Origin of the sequence: uncultured Paraglaciecola sp., assembly GCF_943787955.1 — a bacterium.
In the GTDB taxonomy this organism is placed as follows: domain Bacteria; phylum Pseudomonadota; class Gammaproteobacteria; order Enterobacterales; family Alteromonadaceae; genus Paraglaciecola.
Window position 1 is genome coordinate 26842 of record NZ_CALSOK010000003.1, and the last position, 23956, is coordinate 50797.

A 23956-nucleotide genomic window follows, 5' to 3' on the forward strand; every position below is an offset into this window, starting at 1 on the left:
AAGTCGATGGGGTGAGCGTCATTGATGGGAACCCCTGCCTAATAAACTAACATTGCTGGTTGTGAACCTTCACTCGAACCCAACATTAAAAGAGTGCTTACAACATCACATGACCAATGAAACATCTTAATAAAAAAATCAGACTAAAACTCACCCCAACAACCGCCCCGCCAGTCCACTTCCCCGTAAACATTGCTGCCCTAAACTCAGACTCAAGGCTTTAGGCTGTGCAAACAACATAAAGTACTTTTTCGCTCGGGTTAGGCCTGTATAAATTAATTCTCGGTTTAAGCCTCGGCCTTGATTAGTGGGTGTAATCGTCGGCAAACATAAATAAACCGACTCGAATTCTGAGCCTTGACTTTTGTGGATGGTCATGGCGTATAGTGTTTCTAGAGTTGGTAAGCGGCTGGGTAATAATCCTCTTAGTTCGCCTTCTGGTGTGACAAACCAGACTTTGGTTAAAGTTGAATTGTTAGGATCTGACATCACTATGCCTATGTCCCCATTAAATAACTTAAGCTGGTGATCATTTTTCGATAGCATAACGGGTCTGCCGATATAGAAATCTTTGCTGTTATCAATCATTCCTTGTTTATGTAATTCGGTCTCAATTAAAGCATTTAGTTGCGTAACACCCCAATACCCACTTTTTTGTGCACATAACACTTGTTGTTGCTGTAAATATTTAAACGCTTGGCGTAAGTCACCTTGTTGAATGGCTTGCGTGTATAGTTGATAAATAGGCAACAGCTGAGTAATAAGCGTTTTAAGTATTTCATTAGCCACGGTTTGCGGTGATGTTTGAGAGGGTTGATGCCAACTTATGTCTGTGAATTGATCGCTATTTAACAAACTAAGGCTCTGTACAAACTGCCCTGCTTTAACGTATTTGGCTAATTGTCCAATGCCACTATTCTCATTAAATCGGTGGCTTTTAACTAACCTCACCACGTTATCTTGAATAACACTACCTCGCATACCACTTCGATTGGTTATTGAAGTGTTGGTTTCCAAATTGGGAATAGCCGTTGAAGTGGATAAAGACATCAACTTAGTTAGGTGTTGCTGCATAGCATCGCTGTAAATCAATAAAGCATTTTCGGGGTTATCACCTTGAAAGCCTGTGGCAGCGCAAATATCAGATAACACACTGCCTGTTTCTACTGAGGCGAGTTGGTCTTGATCGCCTAACAAAATAATCTGAGCATGCTTAGGTAGCGCTGCGAATAACTTTGCCATAAGTGGTAAGTCGACCATTGATGCTTCATCAAGCACCAGTACATCCAAATGTAATGGGTGACTGGCGTTAGCTCTGAAATACGGGCTTCGTGGTTTAGCACCTAATAAGCGATGAATGGTTTGGCATTGTTCCGGTAGGTTTGCTTGTAAAGCAGTGGATAATTTTATTTTTGCTGCGCTGATAGATTCTGTGAGTCTAGCGGCGGCTTTGCCTGTTGGCGCGACCAATTGTATGTTGAGAATTTTATTTTTTTTAGAAGCGAGTCCTTGTAATAACGCCAACAATTTTGTGACTGTGGTGGTTTTACCCGTGCCGGGACCACCTGTTATAAAACTGAGTGTTTGGCTGGCAGCGATACATACCGCTATTTTCTGCCAATCTAGGGTTTGCCCTTGTTCTGCATGATTATGTTCTTCATCAAACAAATCACTTAATAAAACTTTTGCAGCCGTTATATCCAAGTCGAGTACTTTAGTCGCTTTTTCTCTGATGATGGCGGCTAATTGCGACTCATATTGCCAATATCGCTGCAAGTAGAGTTTGCCATCTTGTAGGATAATGGGTTTTGCTGTTGGTTCATCTAAGTTAACACCTGTTGTAGATAAGCGTACGAAAGTACCTGCGTTTTGAATATAACTGAGCATCGTGTTTAATTCTGGAAAACGGTATACACCTAAAAATGGTTGACCTAGTTTTTCTAAATCAATGCAGCTATGTTGCTCACCTGATTGGGCGCCCACAAAAGCGGCCAACATCGTTAGGCATTCTCTAGCAGAGGTATCCCAGGTGTCTAGGGCCGATTCTTCACTGTAAACAAAATCTGCAAATGCCAGGTCGACAGCACGGATTTTAGTCATGTTAAGCAGTTGCTCAAGACCGTCTTTTAATGCTGGGTTGTTTTGAATTTGCATCAACATAACTGGCTTACCATAAGTCTAACTGTCGTTGCTGTTGCGGCTTTTTTTGGGGCTGAGGTGCTTTGATGGACTGGAGCTGTTTATTGGCTTGGAGAGTTTTTGATGATGGTTTACCTAAAAATAAATCGTCTAATGCTTCGATCATCGCTTTTTCAGGCAACACAAAATAGACACCATTACCCGGAACTACTTGGCTCATACCACGTATAAATAAGTAATAAGCCCCCCCTACGTGAGTGTTGTAATCATAATTAGGCAGTTTATGTTTAAGCCAGCGATGCAATGCCAAAGTATAAAGAATGGCTTGCAAGTGATAATCGTGTCCTGTCATCGCTTGTTCCATAGCTAAATAGTGATAGTTGTCATAACTGTCACCTAAATGATTAGATTTATAATCAGCCACATAAAACTTGCCGTCATATTCAAACATTAAGTCAATAAAACCTTTGATCATGCCGTTAAGTTGTTCAAACTGATAGTCGCGAGCATGGTGTTTAAAATACTGATTGATGATGCGATTGAAGTCGCCTACCTTAACTTCATGCAAAGGCATGTGAAACTCCATTTCCACTTTGACTTGTTTAACCGATAACTGAGATAAACTGATACTGGGTGTGTCCATAGCTGCTTCAGATGCAGCTCTAGCATTAAAGGGTGACAGCAATACATCCGTTAGCCAGTTTTCTAGGCAATCATGCCATCCATCACCAATGCCAAACCAAGTCGATTGTTGGGTTATCACATCAGCTAACTGTTCTGGCTTCTGCAAATCAATATTTTCTAATACACCATGTAAAAATGAACCCGCGTTGGCACCTCGCTCAAAACTAAAGGGGCTTTGCAGCATTTCAGAATTTAGAGGAGATGGCTCAGTAAGCGCTTCATCCTGCACTTGGTTTAACAATAGGTTTAACAATTGGTCTTGACCTTCATCTTGACCCGGCGCTGGCATATCTAAATGCACTTGCTGACTACTGATAGCTGAATAACTGGTTAAGCGCCATGCTCTGTTAACCGGTTTTTTCAGTTGCAAGGCTTTGAGCTGAACCAGTTTAGCGTCACTATTTTGTGTTGCAAACTCTTGGGGGGGGTCGATTTGAGCTTGGGTAAAAGTGCGATAAGACAAATCGCATTTAGCCGCTAAGGCTTGAATACGTATTGCGATATGTTGGTCGGTAATGCTTTGTTCAGGATCTTCTTGTGCCTCATCTTTAGCCGACAACAATAAACAGCCTAAAGCTGACTGGGTAAAGCCTGATACTTTTTTGCTTTTGCCTAAGCTAATGTTCCACACACCAATAGAGCAATAATAAACGGCTCGGGTGACGGCCACATAAAACAAACGGATATCTTCGGCCAAACGCTCAAAATCTGCTTTTTGAAGATTTTGTTCTTGTATTAAAAAGTCGACTTCAAGCTGCTGTTCATCATTGTGATACAGAGCTTGTTGCGCTGTTTTATAACTGCTGGCGAAAGGGATGAACACTAACGGGAATTCCAATCCCTTAGATGAATGTAAGGTAATAATCTGTACTAAATTGGCGTCACTTTCTAGACGCACCTGTTGATTATCGCTGTTGTGATCGGGCTCTAACAAACAGCTTTCAAACCAGTGAATAAGCTGTGCTTCGCCTACCAACTGTAAACTTTGTTGTTGTAATAACTCGGTTAAATGGCGTAAATCAGTCACGCGCCTTAAGCCATCGGGCAGATGTTTAATCAAACCTTGTTCGACATTAAAGTGCTGCAACACTTGGTTTATGGCGCGGATCAAACCTTGTTTTTGCCAGGTTTGATGCCAGTAAAAACGTTGTTCTAACACATCTTGCCAGCTTGATTCATCGTTAAATAAAGTATCTAGATGCTGAGCGTTAAACGTAAACAACTCACTCATCAAGGCTGCTTTTAATAGTCTTTCATCTGTAGGTTGGCTAAGGGCTTTGAGTAATCTAAATACGTCGGCTGCAATCTGGGTGGCAAACACACTTTTACGGGCCAAAAACACACTGGCTACATTCACCGCTGACAAGGCATTTTTAATCACTTGCGCTTCATTACGATTACGCACTAAAACACAGCAATCTCCAGCAGTAATAGCCCGGTTTTTGATCTGCGCTTGGTCTGTTTGGGCTAACTGCAACCAATGAGATATTTGATTGGCCGTGGCAATAGCTAACTGATTAGACGCATCGCTGGCTGGAATAGGTAAGTTTTCGCTGCTGCATAAATGTTGAAAGTCCAAACTTTCAACTACCTTACCCTGCACAGTTAACCCTTCAAAATCTTGCCCTGCTTTTACGGGGTAAAAAGGAATACTTTGTTCAAATAGAAAACCTTTACGGCTATTTTCAAATAATTGGTTAATGCCATTGACGAGTTTGGGCGCTGAACGCCAATTAGTGGCTAGGGTAAAATGCCGCTTATTATCCACCCACTCTTTGGCTTTTATATAGGTAAAAATGTCTGCGCCACGAAACGCATAAATAGCCTGTTTAGGATCACCAATCATGATCCAACAGGCTTTTGACAGCCTTGAGCTATCCTTGGAAATGGTGCCTGAGCTATCTTTGAAAAAAGTACCTGAGCTGTTATTGGAACTAGCAACTTGCTTAATTTCGATACTCAGATTGGAATTATTATCAAAACTACTCTCATCACTATTCTTGTCACTAGGCCCCAAATCAGGCTCTTGTTGAGAAGCGCCGTAAATGCCTTGGAATACCTCGAATTGTACTGGGTCGGTATCTTGAAATTCATCAATCAATGCCGCAGGGTAGTTTTGGCGAATGCTATTAGCCAAAGTATTGTCATCTGTGCCAGCTTGTTGGCTTATAGCCCGCTGCAAACCCGTTAATAGGTCATCAGGCGATAACAAATGTAACATGTCTTTGTGAGATTTAAGATTAGCCGACACCACCGACATCGCGTGTTGGCTAAACGCTAAGATTAAGTTTTGTTGGCAACGTAAAAGCATACTTTGTAATTGTTCAAACTGGCTAAAATCTAAATGGGATACGTCCTCACTGCCTTTTTTAGCCGCCTTCGCTATTTGTTCAGGGGAGAACAGCTGCCAACCCGTTTTGTCAAAATCTATTTGTAACAAGTCACTTTTACAAAATGCCTGCATATCTTGTAATGTGGGTAACTTGCCCAATTTAGCTCGGCCATTCAGATTAGCCTTGCTAAGCTGTAGGCTAACGTCATTTGATAACCACCAACGTTTGAGCTTGGTTACCTGCTGGGCATATTGATTAACACTTTTGATAGCCGAATCAATATCTTTTGTATGATGAGGCGTGGCATGCTGACTAAGCAAGCGACCAATACCTTTGATCATGGCATCAGGTGTCGCCCAATGTTTTAGCAATAGCTGTAAGGTGTGTTGTGGCAAAGTCACCACATGTTTACGCCAATAATCCTCAGCAGCTAATTTCAGCCATTCACTTTCATCTAATATAAAACTCTGCTCATACATAGCACCACTTTCAAAAGCGTGCTCGGTGAGGGCTTTGTGACAAAAGCCGTGAATGGTATACACCGCGGCTTCATCCATTTGTTTACTGGCTAAGGCTAAACGCTGGCAATCGAGTTCAACGTTGTCACTTTGATAAATAAGTTGCTGAATAAAAGCATCTTTACTGACCCTAGCAAAAAAGTCTAAATAGGCTTTACGTAAACGCTGGCGAATACGCTCTTTTAACTCTCCTGTGGCGGCATTGGTGAAGGTCACCACTAATATTTGCTCGACTCCCAGAGGCTCGCAGCCATGGCCAAGTAACAAACGAATATACAAATTAACGATGGTATAGGTTTTACCGGTGCCAGCACTGGCTTCAATCAACGATGCACCAGACAAAGGAAAAGTGAACGTATCTAAAGGTTGCATGGTAGCCGATGGGGCGATGTCATTGGAATTAAGCGCACCATCGAGAATTGGAGTAAGGCTCATTTTGCATCACCTAATTCAACAAGAGGTAAAAGTAACGCCTCTGCTATTTGGCTGAAAGGTTCAAAACGCAGGGTTAAGTCTGGGCAAACTCTTTGAATGTGGGCTTCGGTGCCCTCGCCTGCGGCAAAGTCATTGCCTTTAAATGTGCTCAAGGTTTTGTTTATGTCCTGACTCGTTACCCATTGCCAAGCGGCTTCTGGGTAAAAATGGAGTATTTGATCGCCACCTAGTTGCCAATGTTCAAGCCAAATAGCCAGTTGTTGTAGGGCTGTTTGTTTCTCAATCACAGGTAGTGAATACAATTTTTCAGTACTGATAAAATATGCTTGATTGAGTCCAGCCTTGGGTGCCTCAGCGCACAAACATAACCATTGTAAATACAAAGCAATTCGATCTTTAGCCCTGAGTTTACCAGCGCGCCAGAGTATTAAGTTTTGTGCATACAGGCTGTCAACACGCCCGACAAGAACCACATTATTAACCAACAACTCAATATCAACACTTTGCGCTGGGATGAGCGATGTATTGAGATCATTAATGTGTTCGGCTAATTGCGTGCTTTGCTTCACTAAAGGTCTAAGCGCTAGTTCTCCGCTTTGCCCTGCGGGTAACTTGCCTTCTGCTCTGAGTTGGTTTAATAAGCTAATGATAGTATTGGGTTGTTCTATCTCTTGGTTTGCTAAAGAAGCTTTTTCTTCACTTTCTTCGCTCTTTACACTTTTTACATTTTCTACACGTTCTTCGTTGATAACCAACTCAGAAGGGCCATTAAGGCTCGTAGTAAGAGAATACTGTACTAATCTTTCGTTTAATTTATATCTATCTAAACCATCAAATGAGAAAGGCTCTTCATCACTACTTTGTTGCCCTAACGGATAAAAACGGGTTTGCCATCGCTGAATAAAAAACGCTTTAGCAGGATTTTGGAAAAACGCGATCATCGACTCTAGTTCAAGTTGAGGAGATTGTTCTAAGGACTGATTCAAAGGCTCAGCGTTAAACATCAACGCTTTTGAGGGTTGTTGCAACTGCTCGGCAATAGCTTGCTGTTTTTGGTTAAAACTTAAATAAGACTCGCTTTTAACTTCAGCTGTAGTATTACTTTTTTCTTCAAAATAAGCTTGATGAAAAGGCTGCAACTTATGTTTAAGCGTTACGTGGGCAAGCAAGTTTTTCTCGGTCTTTTCTACTTCTAAGCCTAACTCTCCCGACAAACAAAATCCTTGTTGACAATATTCCATCAACTCACTGAGCAAAATAGACGGTGCTAAAGGGCTATTGTCTTTTTGACTAAAGCCATGATAACTAAAATATAAATATTCTCTGGCTGACAATAAGGCTTCTAAAAATAGGTATCTATCGTCCAACCGTCGAGATCTGTCACCACGTTTTGCTGGTGCCAAGCGCATTAAGTCAAACCCCATAGGCACACTTTGCCTTGGATAATCGCTATCGTTCATGCCTAACAAACACACCATTTTAAAGGGAATACTGCGCATTGGCATCAGTGTACAAAAATTCACATAACCCGCTAAAAATCGCTGACCTACCCCATTTTCCTGAATGTTTTGCTGTAGCTCACTGACAAACACATCTTGATCAATATGTTGTGTATATTGGTGGCTATGGGCTAACATTTTTTCGAGGGTTTCTCGAAGGATAAGCATGTCGGGTTGTTCGGTTTCATCGGCATCATACAGCTCAGCTAACAATTCAAGGGCTTGCTCGACTTTCTGCTGTATGTTTTGTTGATTGTTTTGTTGATTGCTTTGTTGATTTTGGCAAAACGCCAATACCTTTAATAGTGCGCTAGTAAACTGATAACACTTACCTAAAGCCACAGCTTGCTGGCCTTCAATGTCAGCATAAGCCGAAATTAAGTCTTGATCACCTTGGTACAACTCGGTGCTTGCCATCGCATAACCGGCTAACAATCGTTGTAAGCCAAACACCCAGGTGTTTTGTTTTTCTGCCGGTAGATCCCAGCGCTGTTTGTCGTGTTCATTCCAGCCCCAACGCACACCCGCATCGGTTAGCCAATGTTGTAATAATTCAAATTCTTGGGGGGCGATGGCAAATTTGCGCTGCACCGCGGGTACTTCAAGCAAAGACAAGACTTCAGATAACGTTAAGCGGCTTTGATGCAATTTCATCAACTGTAAAAAGCTGTTCAATAATGGTGATACCTGACCTACATTGCGATCAGATATGGCATAAGGAATAGCTAAATGATGTTCTACCGCACCAAACACCCCTTCGATAAAAGGTGCATAATTGGCAACGTCGGGCATCATCACAATCACATCACCGGGATGCCAATCAGGGTTGTCATTAAAACGTTTGAGTAACTGGTCATGCAGAATTTCTAACTCACGAACTTTTGAATGACATGCATGCACTTTTAAAGAGTGGTCAGATGCAGCGATTTCTACTTTAGGATAACCCTTGCCATTGGACAACAATTCGCTGGCACTTAGTTCATCTGCTGTCGCTCTAAATTGTAAATGGTTCACATCAGATTGAATATGTTGCAGCAGACACTCAGGCTGGATATCAACAAAATAGTCTTGTTGCTGCAACTCAAAGCTCAGCAACATATCTTGGTAATCTCGACCTAACTTGCCCCATGAAGCCAACAGTGGATTGCCGACATCTAAAAACTCGACACCTGCCAGCTCTGAATTATCTATCGCTTTAAGTTGGGCTTTAGCCTGGTTTTTTTTATCAACTATATCCCCCCAATAATGCTGACTAGGATTAAACCAAAATATCAGCACATCTCGTGTTTCAGCCAAAGCACTGAGTACTTCTAGTTGCTGCATCGGCATGGCTGATATCCCGAAAACCATAAGAGGTTTTTCTGCTTCACTCGTGCTTTTTTGATTAACTGTATTATGTAAGGCTTCAAGCAAAGTGTGATGTAAATTGGCTCTATGAAAAGATGACTCACCCAAATCTTTGCTATAAGCTACCAAAGCCCGCCATAAGATGGACTGCCATGGATGAGACTCACAAATGCTTAAATCATTCGTATCAGGAAGGTCATTATGGCCAGCTTCCCAATGTATGATCCAATCGGGTCGATACACCAAATATTGGTCATACACATCCGCAATTTTACCTGCTAATTGATACAACTTAAGGGGCTGTGAGTCAGATAAGTATTGTTCTATCGCTGCAAACTCAGGTTTCTCAAGCAGAGTGGGTAATATTGACATCAGTTTCCATGTCATATTGGGCTTGGTGAAGGCTGATTGTTCAGGTAAGTGTTGGATATGTTGTTGGTACAACTGCCAAATAAAACTTGATGGCAGTGGAAAGTCGATATTCGCCGCAATACCCAGTTTTTCAGCGATTTGGATTTTTAACCACTGCGACATTCCTGGGCTTTGCACCAATATTTGATCTGGATCAAATACAGAAACACCCTGCCCTGCAGTTTCTTGCAAACAACTGATTAAACTATCCGCTAAGCATTCCATTTTGTTTGACTGAACCAGATACAGCATAAATAAAGATGTTTCTTGATGCGAAGAATGATGATTTTAGTCTATCAAAGTCTTCAATTTTAAAAAAATTTTTTACAATATATTTGTCGAGTAAATGAATAAATCTAATTATGAAAAACACTTAGTACCGCTACAAATTGAACTCGCAAAATTACAAGAATGGACGAAACAAACAGGCCAAAAAATTGTGGTGCTGTTTGAAGGCAGAGATGCAGCGGGTAAAGGTGGTGCTATCAAAACCATCACCGCTAAGCTGAACCCAAGAGTGGTGCGCATTGTTGCTTTAACTAAACCTACCGAAAGAGAAACCACCCAGTGGTATTTTCAACGGTACGTTGCACACCTTCCTGCAGCTGGAGAAGTCGTATTGTTTGATCGCAGTTGGTACAACCGGGCAGGAGTTGAAAAAGTTATGGGCTTTTGTACCGAGCAAGAGTGCCAAGACTTTTTGAGTACCTGCCCAGCGTTTGAAGATACCTTAATGAAATCAGGTATCATTCTGATCAAGTATTGGTTTTCAGTATCTGACGAAGAACAAGAAAAACGGTTTACTAGACGATTGACTGACCCAATAAAACGCTGGAAATTTTCTGATATGGACCTCGCGTCTCGAAGTCAATGGGTTGAATACTCACAAGCCAAAGACGATATGTTTGCACACACCGATACCGATGAAAGTCCTTGGTTTGTAGTCGATGCTGACGACAAAAAAGCGGCTAGGCTCAATTGCATTGATCATTTGTTGAGGCAAGTTAATTATCATTCTGTAAAACATCTAGACATAACCTTACCCAAAATCGATAGAAAAAATTATCAACGTCCACCTCATAAACGCCAAAGGCATATTCCAAAGAGATTTAGCTAAATGAAGGTTTAGCTATGTAAAAGTTCTTGTTACCATGATAGCAGTGGCAACATGTGTTGCTGAGCTTTTTTTCCTTTGGACCATATCAATGAAAATCGTTTCTTTTAACATTAATGGCATACGCGCTCGTTTACATCAATTACAAGCATTAATTAATAAACATCAACCAGATATTATTGGCCTTCAAGAAATCAAAGTACATAACGACCAATTCCCCGTTGCCGATGTTGAAGCCATGGGCTATCACGTCTATTTTCATGGTCAAAAAGGTCACTATGGTGTGGCGATGATGTGTAAAAAACCTGCGCTTGAAGTGCAATACGGCTTTCCAAGTGATGACGACGAAGCCCAACGCCGAATGATAATGGTCAGTTACCCTATGGATAATGGCGAAACAGTGCGAGTGTTAAACGGTTATTTTCCACAAGGTGAAAATCAAACCCACGAAACCAAATACCCTGCTAAGCGAAAATATTACCAAGACCTAATGGGTTATTTAAACGAATATCATACCCCTGAAGAAAATGTCATTGTGATGGGTGATGTGAATGTTTCTCATACTGATTTGGATATCGGTATTGGTGAGCCCAACCGTAAACGTTGGTTACAAACCAAAAAATGTAGCTTTTTACCCGAAGAGCGTGAATGGTTGAATACACTCATTGACTGGGGTTTTACCGATGGTTTTCGTGATATGTATCCACAAGAGTCAGAGAAATACAGCTGGTTTGACTATCGTTCAAAAGGTTTTAATGACAACCGTGGCCTGCGCATAGATTTAATTTTAGCCACTGCAAAATTACACTCAATGTTAAAAGAAGCCGATGTGGATTATGAGTTGAGAAGTATCGATAAACCCTCTGATCATGCACCTATTTGGTCGGTCTTTAAATAACACCGCAATAAATAGACATTGAGTAATTAACGATGGAACACATCTCATACTTTACTGACATCCAAACAGTGACTGGATTACTCAGCTTACTCATATGCTTTTTTGTTAGTAAAAAACTGATATTTTCTCAATTAGTATTAGACAAAAAATGCCAGCACTTAGTGTTTGGTAGTGCTGCCTGTGTATTTATATTGTGGATGTTTCGAACTGGCATATACGATGGGCTAAATGTGCACTTTTTATGGCTGTCCGCCCTAACCTTATTACTAGGCTTTCGCTGGGCTATTTTTAGCGCCAGCATAGCTCTTTTGGGTGTGACAATATTCGGTAAAGAAAGTATCGACATGTTAGGCGTAAACTTTCTGGTGGGTATACTTGCCCCCATTTCGCTTACAATACGGGATTTATAGTCTGACCTTTCATAAATTACCTCGGCATATTTTCACCTATATTTTTCTTTGTGCTTTTATCCCAGGTGCATTAACCATCGCGCTAAAGATGTTGGCATTAAGTGGTTACTTTTATCTTGATGGCTTATATAGCTGGCACATTATTGAAGACAATTACTTAATGATCAGCACATTAATGTTATTTCCTGAAGCAATGTTTAATGGTATGACGATCACCTTATTAATTATCTATAAACCAGAGTGGGTCTATACCTTTTACGACAAGTTGTATTTGGATAAGTAATAAATGGTTATATAAGCACAAAAAAATGGGTTGATAATGAGGCTATTTTTGGCTTTATGCATCTTCTAAGTGTGATTGTCACTTCAATTTTGGATTTATTATGGCGCCAGTTGGAGAGAAATTTTCGACTAAACTCCCAGTTGAAGAATTGAAAAAGTATTTGCCATTTTGTTAATCGATTCGAGTATTAAGAGGTTGATGAACGCAGTGTTGTTAATATTAAAAATACTCACAAAAAGGTTTTTAATAAGCCCACTAAAACACTTTTTTGATAGGCTGACTAAGACGTAATCATCTGAATAGTAGGAAATTGGAAACCTCAAGAAAACCGAAATGGCCTACCAAGGTTTAATCAGTTGATCCACTTTTCATCGTCTTTTTATCACGATTAATACCCTGTAAATGTGTCTCTAATCTGTTCAATTCGTTTTTTGTTAGCTCCGAGATCTGAATATCCGATACGTGATGCTGACCTGAAATGTATAATGCTGTGCTCGGTATTGGTTGCTGGAAAATAAAACTCTGCATCATCAATAAATTGGAATATTTTAGAGGTAAATTCTATACGGATATAATTTTCCCGCACGACAATGATTTTTGTTCGTTCCAAAGTGTTTAAAATTTGTAACAGTTTATTTTTTGCATCTTGAGGTGTTCCAGTGAAGTGAATGGGCTGTATATAATGCTTTTTATTTGTTGCTTGACTACTCACACAATTTGGCTTGTTAGGGCATGGTATTAATTGACGGTCCATTATCCCTAATTTAGGTGGCGTTGCAGAACATCCCATCAAAAAATGTAAACTCACGACAACTATTAAAATTTGCTTATTCATTGCACTGGTCCTTAAAAATTATAATAATAATAATTGCTAGCAATATTACAAAGAGAGTTAGCCAGAAAGTAAGTTACCCAGTGAGACTAAAAACGTGGTCGAAGCGACTTAATCTTTCCACCAAACACTGATGTGGCTATTTTTGACTCAAACCTTAGGTCTGCTAACAATCGCCTTGTTCGAACAGTTTTCACTCCAACTAAATCTTTTCATTTTGAAATGTTATCGTAATAAATGCACCTGTTTTTCTATAGACACCAAATTGACTGCTTGAAATAAAACCGCATAAATAACAAGCTTAATATAGTAGGCTAAAAACAGCGGTACACTTTAATCAATAGACCGCTGTTTTTCTTAGGGCTCAATGCTTTTTTTATTATATGCCCGTCTAACAATCACAGAGCAAAACGACTCAACTATAAAACGCTTCAACCGCTCCTTTTAGAGTGATGAGAAGCGGTTGTCCCCGACGGTCTAAGGCTTTAGGAGAAGGAATTTTCACCCATCCTTCACTGATACAATATTCCTCAACATTGGTACGCTCTTTTCCATTCAGCAGAATGCCAATATTATGTTCAAAAATTTCTGCCACATGATGTGGGCTTCGGGTGTTACTCGAAAGGCGATCCGGTAAAGCGGGTAGTGATGAAGTGTCGTTCATGTTGATGACCTGAATTAAATAAAAAGTACATTATTGTAGTCAAAATATAATTAGCGCTCAAGAACTGCAGTTGAATTTAAATGTGTTGTTTAATATATGGTGAATGAAGGTTATTCATTAATAGCCCCTGAGATACACAATTCATCTACCGCTATAACCAATATTAAATGATATAGAGTGCGTTTAATTTATTTCGAGTGCTGACTTATTGAATATACAAACAGCGAGGCCAAGATCGCAAAGTACGAGCCTTAAATACTCCCAATAAACGCATCCTAATTTCAAGTCACTGTTCCCCCCTCCAGATAAGATGTATCTGAGAAAAAATCATTCATCATATCTCAGCTTAGTGAATCGATAGTAAAGACCCGGTTTATTGGCTCTTCGGTATTAGATTTCAAGAGATTACGGCTTCTTATATAGCTAAAACATAACAAACCGATGCTACCGATGCGGTGAACACAGGCAGTAATGGATGGGTATAGAAACAGATTACAGAAACAGCCAAAGGGTGTCAGCATGAAGTCGAGGAAAAGCTGGCGAACTATTATTGTTTATTAAGCGATTTTAAAATAAACAATACTCGTTAGTAACACCAATATTACATACACTAAAAATTGTTTACCAGCTTGCCTATGCTTACTTGCACGTTCATAAACGCTGCTGTTTGATATACCCCTTAAGAGTTTTGAACCTTTAGCAGAAACAAATACAATAGGGATCTTTAAATATTTAGGAGAACCTAACTTTGCCCAAATTTCAGGTTCAAGAGTTTTTACTGATTGATAATACTGATACTCTGCAATACACGAACGAAGCATAAGAAATGCCCATATTGAAGCAAGTAACACTAAAATAACCATAAATCCTCCAAACTATCAAAATTTCCATTAATAATAAAACGCCTAATGTTTTGTTAGGCGCAAGTAACACATGGTTATAGTAGCAAAGTTATGCCAGCTGTTATTTAAAGTGTAAGCAAACAATTAGGCTAGTCTCGCTTGTACAACGCTTCAATTTTACTGGATTCTATTGAGTTTGCATTTATCAAGTATCCCGCTAATGCACCCGAAGCATCATCTGGCAATTCTAGTTTTTCTACTGATAGCGCATGTACGGTAAAACGGTAGTTATTTACACCATGTCCTTGAGGAGGGCAAGCGCCACCAAAGGCTCGATTACCATAATCATTATTTATCTGCTGACTACCTTGCACAGTAAGGTCTGTATTCGCACTACCTGCACCCGTTGCTATCTCTGTTACATTTTTTGGTATATTCACGATTTGCCAATGCCACCAACCACTTCCAGTAGGAGCATCTGGGTCATAAGCTGTAATAGCAACACTTTTTTGCATTGGGGCGCATTAGTGAACTTAAGATGTGGCGACACATCACCACCTGAACAACCAAAACCCTTAAATTCCTGTATTTTAGCCATAAACTCACCTTGGGTGATATTGTGACTGGATAATGTAAGAATACCTGCATAGACGGATGCCGAAATACTAAGTGATAAAACTGTAATAAGCTTGAGCTTGTGGAGCATGACAATCCAAGTGAGCTTATTATGAAGACTAAAATGAATCAAAGCATTAATGTCGATGTGAATACCGGTAAATTCCAACTCGATATACGTTTTCGTCCATTGAATATTTATGTCTCTGTGTCGAATGATGAAAAATATATTAATGAGGCCATAAAAACATCAACCTAAATGCATTATCATTTAGGCAAATGGGCAGCAAGAAATGCCTTTGAGCGTGGACTGTGCGAAAAAAAATTTATCTTTGGTCATTGCTAACCCTATCCACATAAAGCGTCTAACATACAACATGGTGTCTATGAGCGATTTAGTGACTAGGTGTAAACAACTATTAATCATGCAAACATATTGCAGCTAACAACTGTAAATACTGGCAGGCTATACTTAATAGGCACGAGTCATAGCCAGAAAATTAGAATAGGTGCTTATGACATCATATAGTCAGCGTCCATATATCTATGTAAATATTAAAATATTGAAGACGTGTATGATTTTTGAAGTCTTACGTTTTTTAGAATATGGGAGAGTAACTAATTGAGGACTTAGTGAGGACTTTAAAATATCAACTCATCCTTGAGTTTTTATCACATTTTTTTGACTCTGTGTTAAGGATTAAAAACCACTAGAATTTAGCACCCACCCATAGCCATAACTTATCGGCATCTACCCGGCCACTCTCGCCTGAATAAGCAGCATATTTAATCCCAGCTGAATAGTGTTTTCCATATTTACGTGCATAAGAAATATCAATTTCACTGCCCAGATCGTCAACACTTTCACTGGCCTCATCCGCTTCGAAATCATGGTAAACCACCGTCCAGCCGCCGCCCGCTAATTTGCCAGCCAAGGTAACGCTGGTGTCTACCAAACCTTGAGCAGGTGTGCCTAAAAATTGATCCGCCCAGCCATTAAACTTATGCAAAGTAGCCAGAGGGGTAGAAAATCCATAAGCGCCATTATCTGAGCCCAACTCTTCATAACCCACCTTAGCGGTTACCCCCTTAAACACGGCCCCAGCTTCAAGCATCAAATAGTCAGCATCAAAATTACTGCTTACACTTTCACTGCTTTGACTGGCAAATTCTGCCGAATACAATAATTTTGTGTCACCCGCTTGGGTACTGCCGGTAAAGCGAATACCATAGGTATCCAAGGCGTTGTCCGTATTATTATCGACTTCCAGTAAATAACCGTAACCTGTCAGTATGCCAATAGACGTCTTGTAAGACGCATTAAATAAATGGTCTTTTGCATCCACATCTGCCGCTTCGGCAAAAATACGATTACGCTGAGTGATGTAGGCATATTTCACCGTCAAATCTTTAAGGGGTGAAAATTGCGTGCTCAAACCATCAAAGGTTTGTCTGTCCTGACGCCAACCTACATGTCCAACAAATCGATGATTGTCCATGGTGATCACCTGGCGACCCAGCTTGGCAGAAAACCCGTCCCCCTTATACTGAATAAAAGCTTGCTCCAATTCAGTAAACTCCGGATCAGCAATCACAGAATAAATCCCTGAATTATAGCCCACAGGCCCAACTGTATAGTCGCCTTGGCCTAGCACAATCCGGTTGTCTTCCATTTCTACCATAGCGGAGAACCCCTTAAACGACCCAGAAGTATATCCCAGTCGTGTACGCAAGGTTAAGGCACTGGCGTCTTGTGCCGCGTTATCTTGCTCAACATTTTCATAACGCAAACGAAAATCTGCGCTAGCAGTGCCTTTGGTTAAGGCTTCAGTAAAGCTTTCTGCAAACGCATATTGACTACTGACACTGCCTATGAGTGCCGTTGCTAAAGCCATACTTAGGGTTTTATTTTTAGTTGTTTTCATAGTTTTCTCTTTAGTTTTAATTTAAGCACCAAAATGTTGTAAGACTATTCATCTCCAACAAACTTGCGCTCACTGTTCTTAATTGGAACGTCATTAATGCTGGCCTGTCGGCTTTTCATTAAGCCATTCTGTGCAAACTCCCAGTTCTCGTTGCCATAAGACCGATACCATTGACCAAATAAATCATGCCACTCGTACTCAAAACATACAGCGATACGGTTATCCGCAAAACACCACAATGTTTTCTTTAAGTAATAACCATTTTCTTGTTGCCACTTCCTCACCAAAAATGCCTTTATTGATTTTGTGCCACTAAACATTTCATCACGATTACGCCATATACAATCCTGTGTATAGGCCAGTGACACACGTTCTGGATCTTTACTATTCCAGGCATCTTCTGCCGCTTGTACCTTGAGCAAAGCTGTTTCCAAGGTAAAAGGAGGAAAAGGGGGTTTGTTATGCATGATGTCATTCCCTTAATAAGATCTTGATCACCGCAACTGCCTATTATGTTGGCGTAATGCGAGTAATCGATATAAAAAATACTGAGTTTATTTTTACTAGGTTTGCCTAAGCTTCTACTTACCATTTTTTTGCTTGCTCGAATGTAGTGCACCAATAGTTAAATAAAGTGCACTCGCTAATAACAAACTCCAAGTGAACTTAAAATGAAAGCAATAATGGCTAACAAAAATATTTACCCTGTATCTCATTATTCTTATAGCGAAAGCTGTGCCACTTCGAATAAAAAAATTAACTATATGTTTTTAAACAACTTTAAATTATTTCACGGAGTGCAATCAAGACGCGAACTTTCGTTGTGCAACGAAAGTTCGCGCAAAATAAGACGAAAACTCGTTGTTGGCTTGTTAATTGAATAATGCTCTTCAACAAAAATAGGTTTGAAAATAGGCAGAGCTATGTTGCAACACGATGCTTTTGAACACGCCCCTCAGGCACAACTGCTTGTCGACCCATTAGAAAACAGAGTACTGGCTGCAAATATTAAGGCTCGGCAGCTTTTCTTACTGGGGGATCTGAAAGAAAATACAATTACGGTTACCAGCCTCTTTGCAGAATGTTTGTCAGAGTTGTACACCCTAAGTAGCGATGCATTGCACCATCAGTGGGCATGGAGCGAAGATTTGGTCTTTTCTGCACCGGGGGGCTCGGCCCCTCTTGAAACCACTGTGTCGACAATCGAGCAAAACGGTAACACCTTCCTGATATTTAGTTGCAGCGACGGCATAGACTTATTCAGGCTGCGCCATAAAGCGTCGGCCGATCGACATCACCACGCTGGTTTTTTGCATTGGAGCCGGGTAGAAACGGTATTCGAAGAAATTGAGCGGCAAAATCAGTTACTATTATCAGCCGTCGGCGACGGTATTTATGGGGTAGACGCAAGCGGCTGCAGTACCTTTGTTAACCCTGCGGCAGAGAAAATGCTAGGCTGGAGCAAAAGCGAACTTGTAGGGCGAGACATTCACGACATGATCCACCATACTCATGAAGATGGTAGCCACTATCATCCAAGTGACTGCCCCATCTATGCTGCATTTCATGACGGATCGGTGCACAGCATAGATGATGAGGTATTTTGGAGTAAATCAGGTATAGCAATTCCGGTTGAGTACACTAGCACTCCGGTTACCGATAACGGCAATCTTGTCGGCGCAGTGGTCATTTTCCGTGATATTACTGAACGTAAGAAAACCGAAAAGAAACTACTCAATGCAATTAATGAAATTGATACTTTAAAACATCGCCTGGAGTTAGAAAACGCCTACCTGCAAGAAGAGATCAATGCGGATTTCAACCACCATCAAATTATTGGACAAAGTCAAGCTGTTCAGCACATGGTGCGTCAAATCGAACTCGTTGCTCCAACCGACGCAAACGTTCTTATCATCGGTGAATCTGGCACGGGTAAAGAATTGATCGCCAGAGCAATACACGAAATCAGTGCTCGCAAAGCCCGCCCACTAATCCGTGTAAACTGTGCGGCGATCCCCGTAGAACTATTCGAAAGTGAGTTTTTTGGCCATGTAAGAGGTGCGTTCTCTGGTGCTGTTTCAGATCGTGCCGGGCGCTTTGAGTTAGCTGATGGTGCCACAATATTTTTAGATGAGGTAGGTGAAATACCATTGCAACTGCAGAGTAAACTGTTGCGAGTATTACAAGAACAGCAATTTGAGCGTGTAGGCGACTCAAAAACATGCAGTGTGGATGTGCGAGTTATCGCCGCAACCAATCAAGATCTCAAATCATTGGTGGAAAAAGGTGCGTTTCGTGAAGACTTGTATTTCCGACTCAATGTATTTCCAGTTGAATCACCTCCTCTAAGAAAGCGACTGGAAGACCTACCTATGTTAACCAAACATTTTATTGATAAAATTTGCAAACGTGCCAATAAAGTACATCCCAAAGTATCACTTGCCCAACTAGAAAATTTAAAAGCCTATCATTGGCCAGGTAATATCAGAGAGCTAGAAAATATTATTGAGCGCCAGGTTATTTTGTCCAGTGATAATAAGCTATATTTCGACTTTTTGTCTTCAACTACTTTTCCCAGAGCAGTCAGCCAGGTTCAACCCGTTGATATTTTAAACGAGACTCAAAAAATAAAGTTAAGCGTTTCAAGTATTGAAATGGCGCTAAAACAAGCCAACGGTAAAATTTATGGGGAAGATGGTGCCGCTGCTATCTTGGGCTTAAAACCTACTACACTAGCTTCCAGAATAAAAAAATATAATATTAAGAAGTCCTTATTTCAAACATAAAACAATCCATCAAGATTTGTTTTAGTCACATTCTCTGTCATATGTGAAGTTTCAAAATATGTAAACAGAATGAGGTGAGCACAGTGAATTGTGTCTCTGTGACTTACAATAATGTTTATCGAATCCAACGGTCAAGGTAAATCATTTATCAAAGTTTTGTCTGCAGTGATTATCCGTTGAAGACAACAAAGGTCTCTATACCTAGGGTGAAATATAATTTTAATAAAGAAGTGCTGATTCAACGAATTAATTTTTAGGAAAAACAACGTAATGTCGTTGAAAAAACAATGAACTTTCGTTATTAACGATAATTCGTGGTGAAGCATTTTCTTTTAATTAATATTTAATCCATTAAATTCAGTGACTTATTTAAAATTAACTTCTGGCACAGTTATCGCAATAAGTATATTGCTTATGGGGTTTGCTATTAGCAATTGAACGAGACCCAAAGCAATAAATTAACGCGGAATAAAAGAGTACTAGTTAATTATTACAAAACTTGAACGATTCTAAGTCTGCACAATTAAAGATTATGGCGTCATCATATTTTGCACTATTGCTGTCCAGAATGATTATTTGAGGAATGAATTATGAAAAAAATCGATGTAACCGAACTCATTTTCACCATAAAAAATGAAAGAAAATTAACATGGGAAGAAATTGCACAAGCAGTTGGCATGTCAACTATTTGGACCACTTCCGCTTGTTTAGGTATGAATAGTTGCCCAGCGGAGATAGCTGAGAAACTGGTAACGTTTTTAGGTTTACCTGCAGAGGCAATGTCAGTTCTGACGGAATACCCGCTAAAAGAATGGGATAAAGCCGTTCCACAAGACCCTCTTATTTATCGTTTATACGAAGTAGTGGGGGTATACGGCGATACGCTTAAGGAGGTTATTCAGGAGAAATTTGGTGACGGCATTATGAGCGCTATTGATTTCACTATGGATGTTCAAAAGGAAGTTGATCCAAAAGGTGACCGAGTTATCTTAACGTTAAATGGTAAATTTTTACCTTATAAATCTTGGTGATCGAGTAGATTAAAATCTGTATTTTGTAATTAATCAATAATTGATGGCTTCTGGTGCCTTATTAGTTTTTTGATACAAGAATAAAATTTAAAATAATATAAAAGAGGAACAACAATGGCTTATATTGAACCCAGTGAGTTTGTCACTAAGATGGTTGACGCAGGTGAATCTAAAGTGTTTATGTCGACTAAAGACACTTTGATAAGGGCGTTTATGGCGGGGGCTATTTTAGGATTAGCGGCCGTTTTTGCGATTACTGTAGGGGTTAAAACAGGGAGCCCCTTAGTAGGAGCGCTGCTTTTCCCTGTTGGTTTTATCATGTTGTATTTGATGAAGTTTGACTTGTTAACCGGAGTGTTTACTTTAGTGCCCCTCGCCCTGTTGAATAAGCGACCCGGTGTGACTTTTAGTAGCATGATGCGAAATTGGGGCTTAGTGTTTGTTGGCAATTTTGCCGGTGCTATGACCACCGCTTTTTTTATGTCTTTTGTTTTAACCTATGGTTATTCTGTCGACGGTGGCGCAATCGCTGCCAAGGTTAGCGCTATTGGTGAATCACGCACGTTAGGCTATCAAGAAAATGGTATAGGTGGCTGGTTTACTATTTTTATTCGCGGCATGTTATGTAACTGGATGGTCTCTATGGGCGTGGTTGGTGCAATGATATCAACGTCTGCAGGCAGTAAAATGGCAGCCATGTGGATGCCAGTCATGTTGTTTTTCTTCATGGGTTTTGAACATTCAATTGTTAACATGTTTCTTTTCCCTTTTTCCATGATAATGGGGGGTGATTTCACCGTATATGACTACTTAGTGTGGAATGAAATCCCAACTGTTTTAGGGAATCTTGCGGGTGGTTTATGCCTGGTTGGTTTACCCTTGTATTATACACATGTGAAAACATCGCCAGAACGCAAGCTATCCAAATAAATAGTTATGGGTAGGTGCTGGGCTCCAAATATCATATATTTGGAGCCTTTTTTATTAGAAACGGTTAATGAGGAACATCAATGAGCCGTCCATTAAATGTAGTTATCGGGCAAGCAAGTACCAAAGGCGTTAAAGCGATTAATCAGGACGCCATCGGCAAGGTAATTCCGACAGAGCCACAGCTTAGTACCAAGGGTATTGTGGTTGCGATGGCTGATGGGATTAGCTCAAGCCAGGTAAGTCAAATAGCCAGCCAAACGGCGATTTCAAGTTTTTTAGACGATTACTACTGCACTTCTGACTCTTGGTCAGTTAAAACATCGGTGCAAAAAGTCATAAAATCCATTAACTATTGGCTCTATGCTCAGACTCAGAATAGCCCTTATCGATTTGAAAAAGATAAAGGCTTTATTACCACTTTTAGCGCACTCGTACTGAAGTCTAATACGGCCCATGTATTTCACTCTGGTGACACCCGTATTTATCTATTATCAGGTGGACAACTCCAACAATTAACCACAGATCACCGCCGCGTAGTCTCCTCACAAGTCAGTTATTTAACCCGTGCTTTGGGTATTGAGCAACAACTAGAAATTGATTATCACAGTCAAGCTATCGAAAAAGGTGATATTTTTATTTTGACCACTGATGGGGTGTATGAGTTTCTAAACAATAAGCAGATCATTCACCATATCGCCCATTCAGAAACTTTAGATATTGCTGCGAAGCAAATAGTTGACCAAGCATTGCTTGAGGGTAGTGATGATAACTTAAGTATACAAATAGTGCGTATTGAACATGTACCTGATTACCAATTAGACGAAGTCCAACAGCACGTGACTCAACTGCCTTTACCACCAAGATTACATCCAAGAATGCAGTTTGATGGATATGAAATTGTGCGTGAAATTTACATTAGTAGCCGCAGTCATGTGTTTCTAGCCCGTGATCTAACCAGTCAAGAAACTGTCGTGATTAAAACGCCTTCTACTGAATTACGCAATGATAGTCAATATCTCGAAATTTTCATGCTGGAAGAATGGATCGCGAAACGACTCAATAATCCTCATGTTGCGAAAGCGATAGGATTAACGCGCAAACGAAATTTTTTATATTTGGTGAGCGAATTTATCGAAGGGGTCTCACTGAATCAATGGATGATCGACAATCCAAAGCCAAACCTAAATCAAGTGCGAGCTATTATTGGACAGATAGCGAAAGGCTTACAGACCTTTCATCGACAAGAAATGATCCATCAAGACCTACGTCCCAATAACATCATGATAGACCGAAGCAATACGGTCAAAATTATCGATTTTGGATCAACCTATATTGCTGGGGTTACGTCTGCTATTAGCGCAGATACCTTGCGAGGCACAATGCGATATTCAGCCCCAGAATATTTTTTGGGACACGTTGGCAGTGAACGCTCTGATATATATTCATTAGCGGTGATCACATATCAGATGTTATCCGGTCGCTTCCCTTATGGTGTTGAAATAGCGCAAGCCAAAAATATGTCAGCACAGCGTCGTTTAAGCTATAGGAGCCTAATAAACGACGATAGCGAATTTCCTATTTGGATAGATGATGCTCTTCGACGAGCATTACACATTGACCCTTTAAAGCGTCATGGGGAATTATCTGAATTTATTTATGATTTACACCACCCTAATAAAGCCTATTTGTCGCGAAATCGTCGCCCGTTGATTGAACGTGATCCTGTTATGTTCTGGCAAGGACTGAGTATTATTTTTTTCTTAGTGATAATGATTCAACTGGCACTTTAAATTTTTATGCTCTTATATTAAGCCAATCGTTGAGGCTGCAAATTTAGCGTGTGTGGGTTTATTAGCGCCATCATAAAACGATAAAAATTTTAGATAGCTGATATAAATGCAGGTAATCAGTTGTACCTAAGAATCAATATGGCACATACATTCGTAAGCGCTTAATAAACCGACGTACTTTCCAAGTATAAATATCCTTGTCATGATTTAGCAGTTCACAGTAAGCGCTATTGAAAGTGCGGGGGGGGCTGTCAAGTTACCGAGTTCGGATGAATAGATTGGCAATTTAACTACCTATGCCAAATTTTGGACACAACTCGCACTGCCCCACTCAACGAACACTCTGTCTCAGAGAACTCTATAATTACTCGCTTTAATGGAATGGCGACCAAGCCAAAATAGATTATTAACCACCCCATGACATGATAGAAATAGTTGAGCCTGAGCTTACGATTTAGATCATCTTATTT

General features: G+C 40.2%; 14 protein-coding genes and 3 pseudogenes. 8 read left to right on the plus strand and 9 right to left on the minus strand.

The genetic code is table 11. The features are described from left to right. Positions 1-150: 150 nt before the first annotated feature. From recD to recC, 3 genes are read right to left on the minus strand one after another with little or no spacing between them, the layout of a single operon-like run. A complete protein-coding gene (recD, locus tag Q0Y52_RS03735) occupies positions 151-2160 on the minus strand; it encodes an exodeoxyribonuclease V subunit alpha (protein WP_297818211.1) in 2010 nt (669 codons plus the stop codon). A 7-nt stretch (positions 2161-2167) separates the two neighbouring features. After that, positions 2168-6109, minus strand: coding sequence for a UvrD-helicase domain-containing protein (locus tag Q0Y52_RS03740; protein WP_297818213.1), 3942 nt, complete (start codon positions 6107-6109; stop codon positions 2168-2170). Continuing rightward, on the minus strand, positions 6106-9618 hold the full coding sequence (recC, locus tag Q0Y52_RS03745; protein WP_297818216.1) for an exodeoxyribonuclease V subunit gamma: 3513 nt from the start codon (positions 9616-9618) through the stop codon (positions 6106-6108). Before recC ends, Q0Y52_RS03740 begins: the two co-directional genes overlap by 4 nt. 94 nt (positions 9619-9712) lie before the next feature. On the opposite strand from recC, the gene ppk2 reads away from it, so the two are divergent. The 3 genes and pseudogenes from ppk2 to Q0Y52_RS03760 all read left to right on the plus strand — a co-directional run bounded on the left by ppk2 (position 9713) and on the right by Q0Y52_RS03760 (position 12071). Further along, positions 9713-10483 carry a polyphosphate kinase 2 gene (ppk2, locus tag Q0Y52_RS03750; RefSeq protein WP_297818219.1) on the plus strand — a complete coding sequence of 257 codons (771 nt, stop codon included), beginning with the start codon at positions 9713-9715 and terminating at the stop codon, positions 10481-10483. Between the two features lie 88 nt (positions 10484-10571). After that, on the plus strand, positions 10572-11378 hold the full coding sequence (xthA, locus tag Q0Y52_RS03755; RefSeq protein ID WP_297818222.1) for an exodeoxyribonuclease III: 807 nt from the start codon (positions 10572-10574) through the stop codon (positions 11376-11378). Between the two features lie 32 nt (positions 11379-11410). After that, positions 11411-12071: pseudogene (locus tag Q0Y52_RS03760) on the plus strand (energy-coupling factor ABC transporter permease). Between the two features lie 388 nt (positions 12072-12459). On the opposite strand, the gene Q0Y52_RS03765 reads toward Q0Y52_RS03760, so the two are convergent. The 4 genes and pseudogenes from Q0Y52_RS03765 to Q0Y52_RS03780 all read right to left on the minus strand — a co-directional run bounded on the left by Q0Y52_RS03765 (position 12460) and on the right by Q0Y52_RS03780 (position 15115). Then, positions 12460-12906, minus strand: coding sequence for a DUF1499 domain-containing protein (locus Q0Y52_RS03765; RefSeq protein WP_297818224.1), 447 nt, complete (start codon positions 12904-12906; stop codon positions 12460-12462). Between the two features lie 412 nt (positions 12907-13318). After that, positions 13319-13567 carry a DUF3297 family protein gene (locus tag Q0Y52_RS03770; protein WP_297818227.1) on the minus strand — a complete coding sequence of 83 codons (249 nt, stop codon included), beginning with the start codon at positions 13565-13567 and terminating at the stop codon, positions 13319-13321. Positions 13568-14124: 557 nt separating this feature from the next. Then, entirely contained in the window at positions 14125-14430 is a 306-nt protein-coding gene (locus Q0Y52_RS03775; RefSeq protein WP_297818229.1) for a hypothetical protein, read from the minus strand. A gap of 128 nt (positions 14431-14558) precedes the next feature. After that, a pseudogene (locus Q0Y52_RS03780) lies at positions 14559-15115 on the minus strand (YbhB/YbcL family Raf kinase inhibitor-like protein). 21 nt (positions 15116-15136) lie between these two features. On the opposite strand from Q0Y52_RS03780, the pseudogene Q0Y52_RS03785 reads away from it, so the two are divergent. Next, positions 15137-15458, plus strand: a pseudogene (locus Q0Y52_RS03785) (IS110 family transposase); the annotation flags it as partial. 276 nt (positions 15459-15734) lie between these two features. On the opposite strand, the gene Q0Y52_RS03790 reads toward Q0Y52_RS03785, so the two are convergent. Beyond that, complete coding sequence (locus Q0Y52_RS03790; RefSeq protein ID WP_297818232.1) at positions 15735-16949, minus strand: alginate export family protein; 1215 nt, start codon at positions 16947-16949, stop codon at positions 15735-15737. 44 nt (positions 16950-16993) lie between these two features. Then, positions 16994-17416 carry a nuclear transport factor 2 family protein gene (locus Q0Y52_RS03795; RefSeq protein WP_297818235.1) on the minus strand — a complete coding sequence of 141 codons (423 nt, stop codon included), beginning with the start codon at positions 17414-17416 and terminating at the stop codon, positions 16994-16996. 456 nt (positions 17417-17872) lie between these two features. Here Q0Y52_RS03795 and Q0Y52_RS03800 point away from each other — a divergent pair, with 456 nt between their 5' ends. The 4 genes from Q0Y52_RS03800 (at position 17873) to Q0Y52_RS03815 (ending at position 23486) form a co-directional block, all read left to right on the plus strand. Continuing rightward, positions 17873-19735, plus strand: a complete 1863-nt coding sequence (locus Q0Y52_RS03800) for a sigma 54-interacting transcriptional regulator (protein ID WP_366939234.1) — start codon at positions 17873-17875, stop codon at positions 19733-19735. A 590-nt stretch (positions 19736-20325) separates the two neighbouring features. Then, positions 20326-20766, plus strand: coding sequence for a cyanase (gene cynS / locus Q0Y52_RS03805; RefSeq protein WP_297818238.1), 441 nt, complete (start codon positions 20326-20328; stop codon positions 20764-20766). A gap of 114 nt (positions 20767-20880) precedes the next feature. Continuing rightward, positions 20881-21696 (plus strand): formate/nitrite transporter family protein, encoded by an 816-nt coding sequence (locus tag Q0Y52_RS03810; protein ID WP_297818241.1) that lies wholly within the window; start codon positions 20881-20883, stop codon positions 21694-21696. Positions 21697-21776: 80 nt separating this feature from the next. After that, positions 21777-23486 (plus strand): bifunctional protein-serine/threonine kinase/phosphatase, encoded by a 1710-nt coding sequence (locus Q0Y52_RS03815; protein WP_297818244.1) that lies wholly within the window; start codon positions 21777-21779, stop codon positions 23484-23486. Positions 23487-23956 lie beyond the last annotated feature (470 nt).

What these genes read in the sequence shown, in the direction of transcription:
- recD (WP_297818211.1), bottom strand. Translation starts at nt 2,160, where the DNA reads ATGTTGATGCAAATTCAAAACAACCCAGCATTAAAAGACGGTCTTGAG.
- Q0Y52_RS03740 (WP_297818213.1), bottom strand. Translation starts at nt 6,109, where the DNA reads ATGAGCCTTACTCCAATTCTCGATGGTGCGCTTAATTCCAATGACATC.
- recC (WP_297818216.1), bottom strand. Translation starts at nt 9,618, where the DNA reads ATGCTGTATCTGGTTCAGTCAAACAAAATGGAATGCTTAGCGGATAGT.
- ppk2 (WP_297818219.1), top strand. Translation starts at nt 9,713, where the DNA reads ATGAATAAATCTAATTATGAAAAACACTTAGTACCGCTACAAATTGAA.
- xthA (WP_297818222.1), top strand. Translation starts at nt 10,572, where the DNA reads ATGAAAATCGTTTCTTTTAACATTAATGGCATACGCGCTCGTTTACAT.
- Q0Y52_RS03765 (WP_297818224.1), bottom strand. Translation starts at nt 12,906, where the DNA reads ATGAATAAGCAAATTTTAATAGTTGTCGTGAGTTTACATTTTTTGATG.
- Q0Y52_RS03770 (WP_297818227.1), bottom strand. Translation starts at nt 13,567, where the DNA reads ATGAACGACACTTCATCACTACCCGCTTTACCGGATCGCCTTTCGAGT.
- Q0Y52_RS03775 (WP_297818229.1), bottom strand. Translation starts at nt 14,430, where the DNA reads ATGGTTATTTTAGTGTTACTTGCTTCAATATGGGCATTTCTTATGCTT.
- Q0Y52_RS03790 (WP_297818232.1), bottom strand. Translation starts at nt 16,949, where the DNA reads ATGAAAACAACTAAAAATAAAACCCTAAGTATGGCTTTAGCAACGGCA.
- Q0Y52_RS03795 (WP_297818235.1), bottom strand. Translation starts at nt 17,416, where the DNA reads ATGCATAACAAACCCCCTTTTCCTCCTTTTACCTTGGAAACAGCTTTG.
- Q0Y52_RS03800 (WP_366939234.1), top strand. Translation starts at nt 17,873, where the DNA reads ATGTTGCAACACGATGCTTTTGAACACGCCCCTCAGGCACAACTGCTT.
- cynS (WP_297818238.1), top strand. Translation starts at nt 20,326, where the DNA reads ATGAAAAAAATCGATGTAACCGAACTCATTTTCACCATAAAAAATGAA.
- Q0Y52_RS03810 (WP_297818241.1), top strand. Translation starts at nt 20,881, where the DNA reads ATGGCTTATATTGAACCCAGTGAGTTTGTCACTAAGATGGTTGACGCA.
- Q0Y52_RS03815 (WP_297818244.1), top strand. Translation starts at nt 21,777, where the DNA reads ATGAGCCGTCCATTAAATGTAGTTATCGGGCAAGCAAGTACCAAAGGC.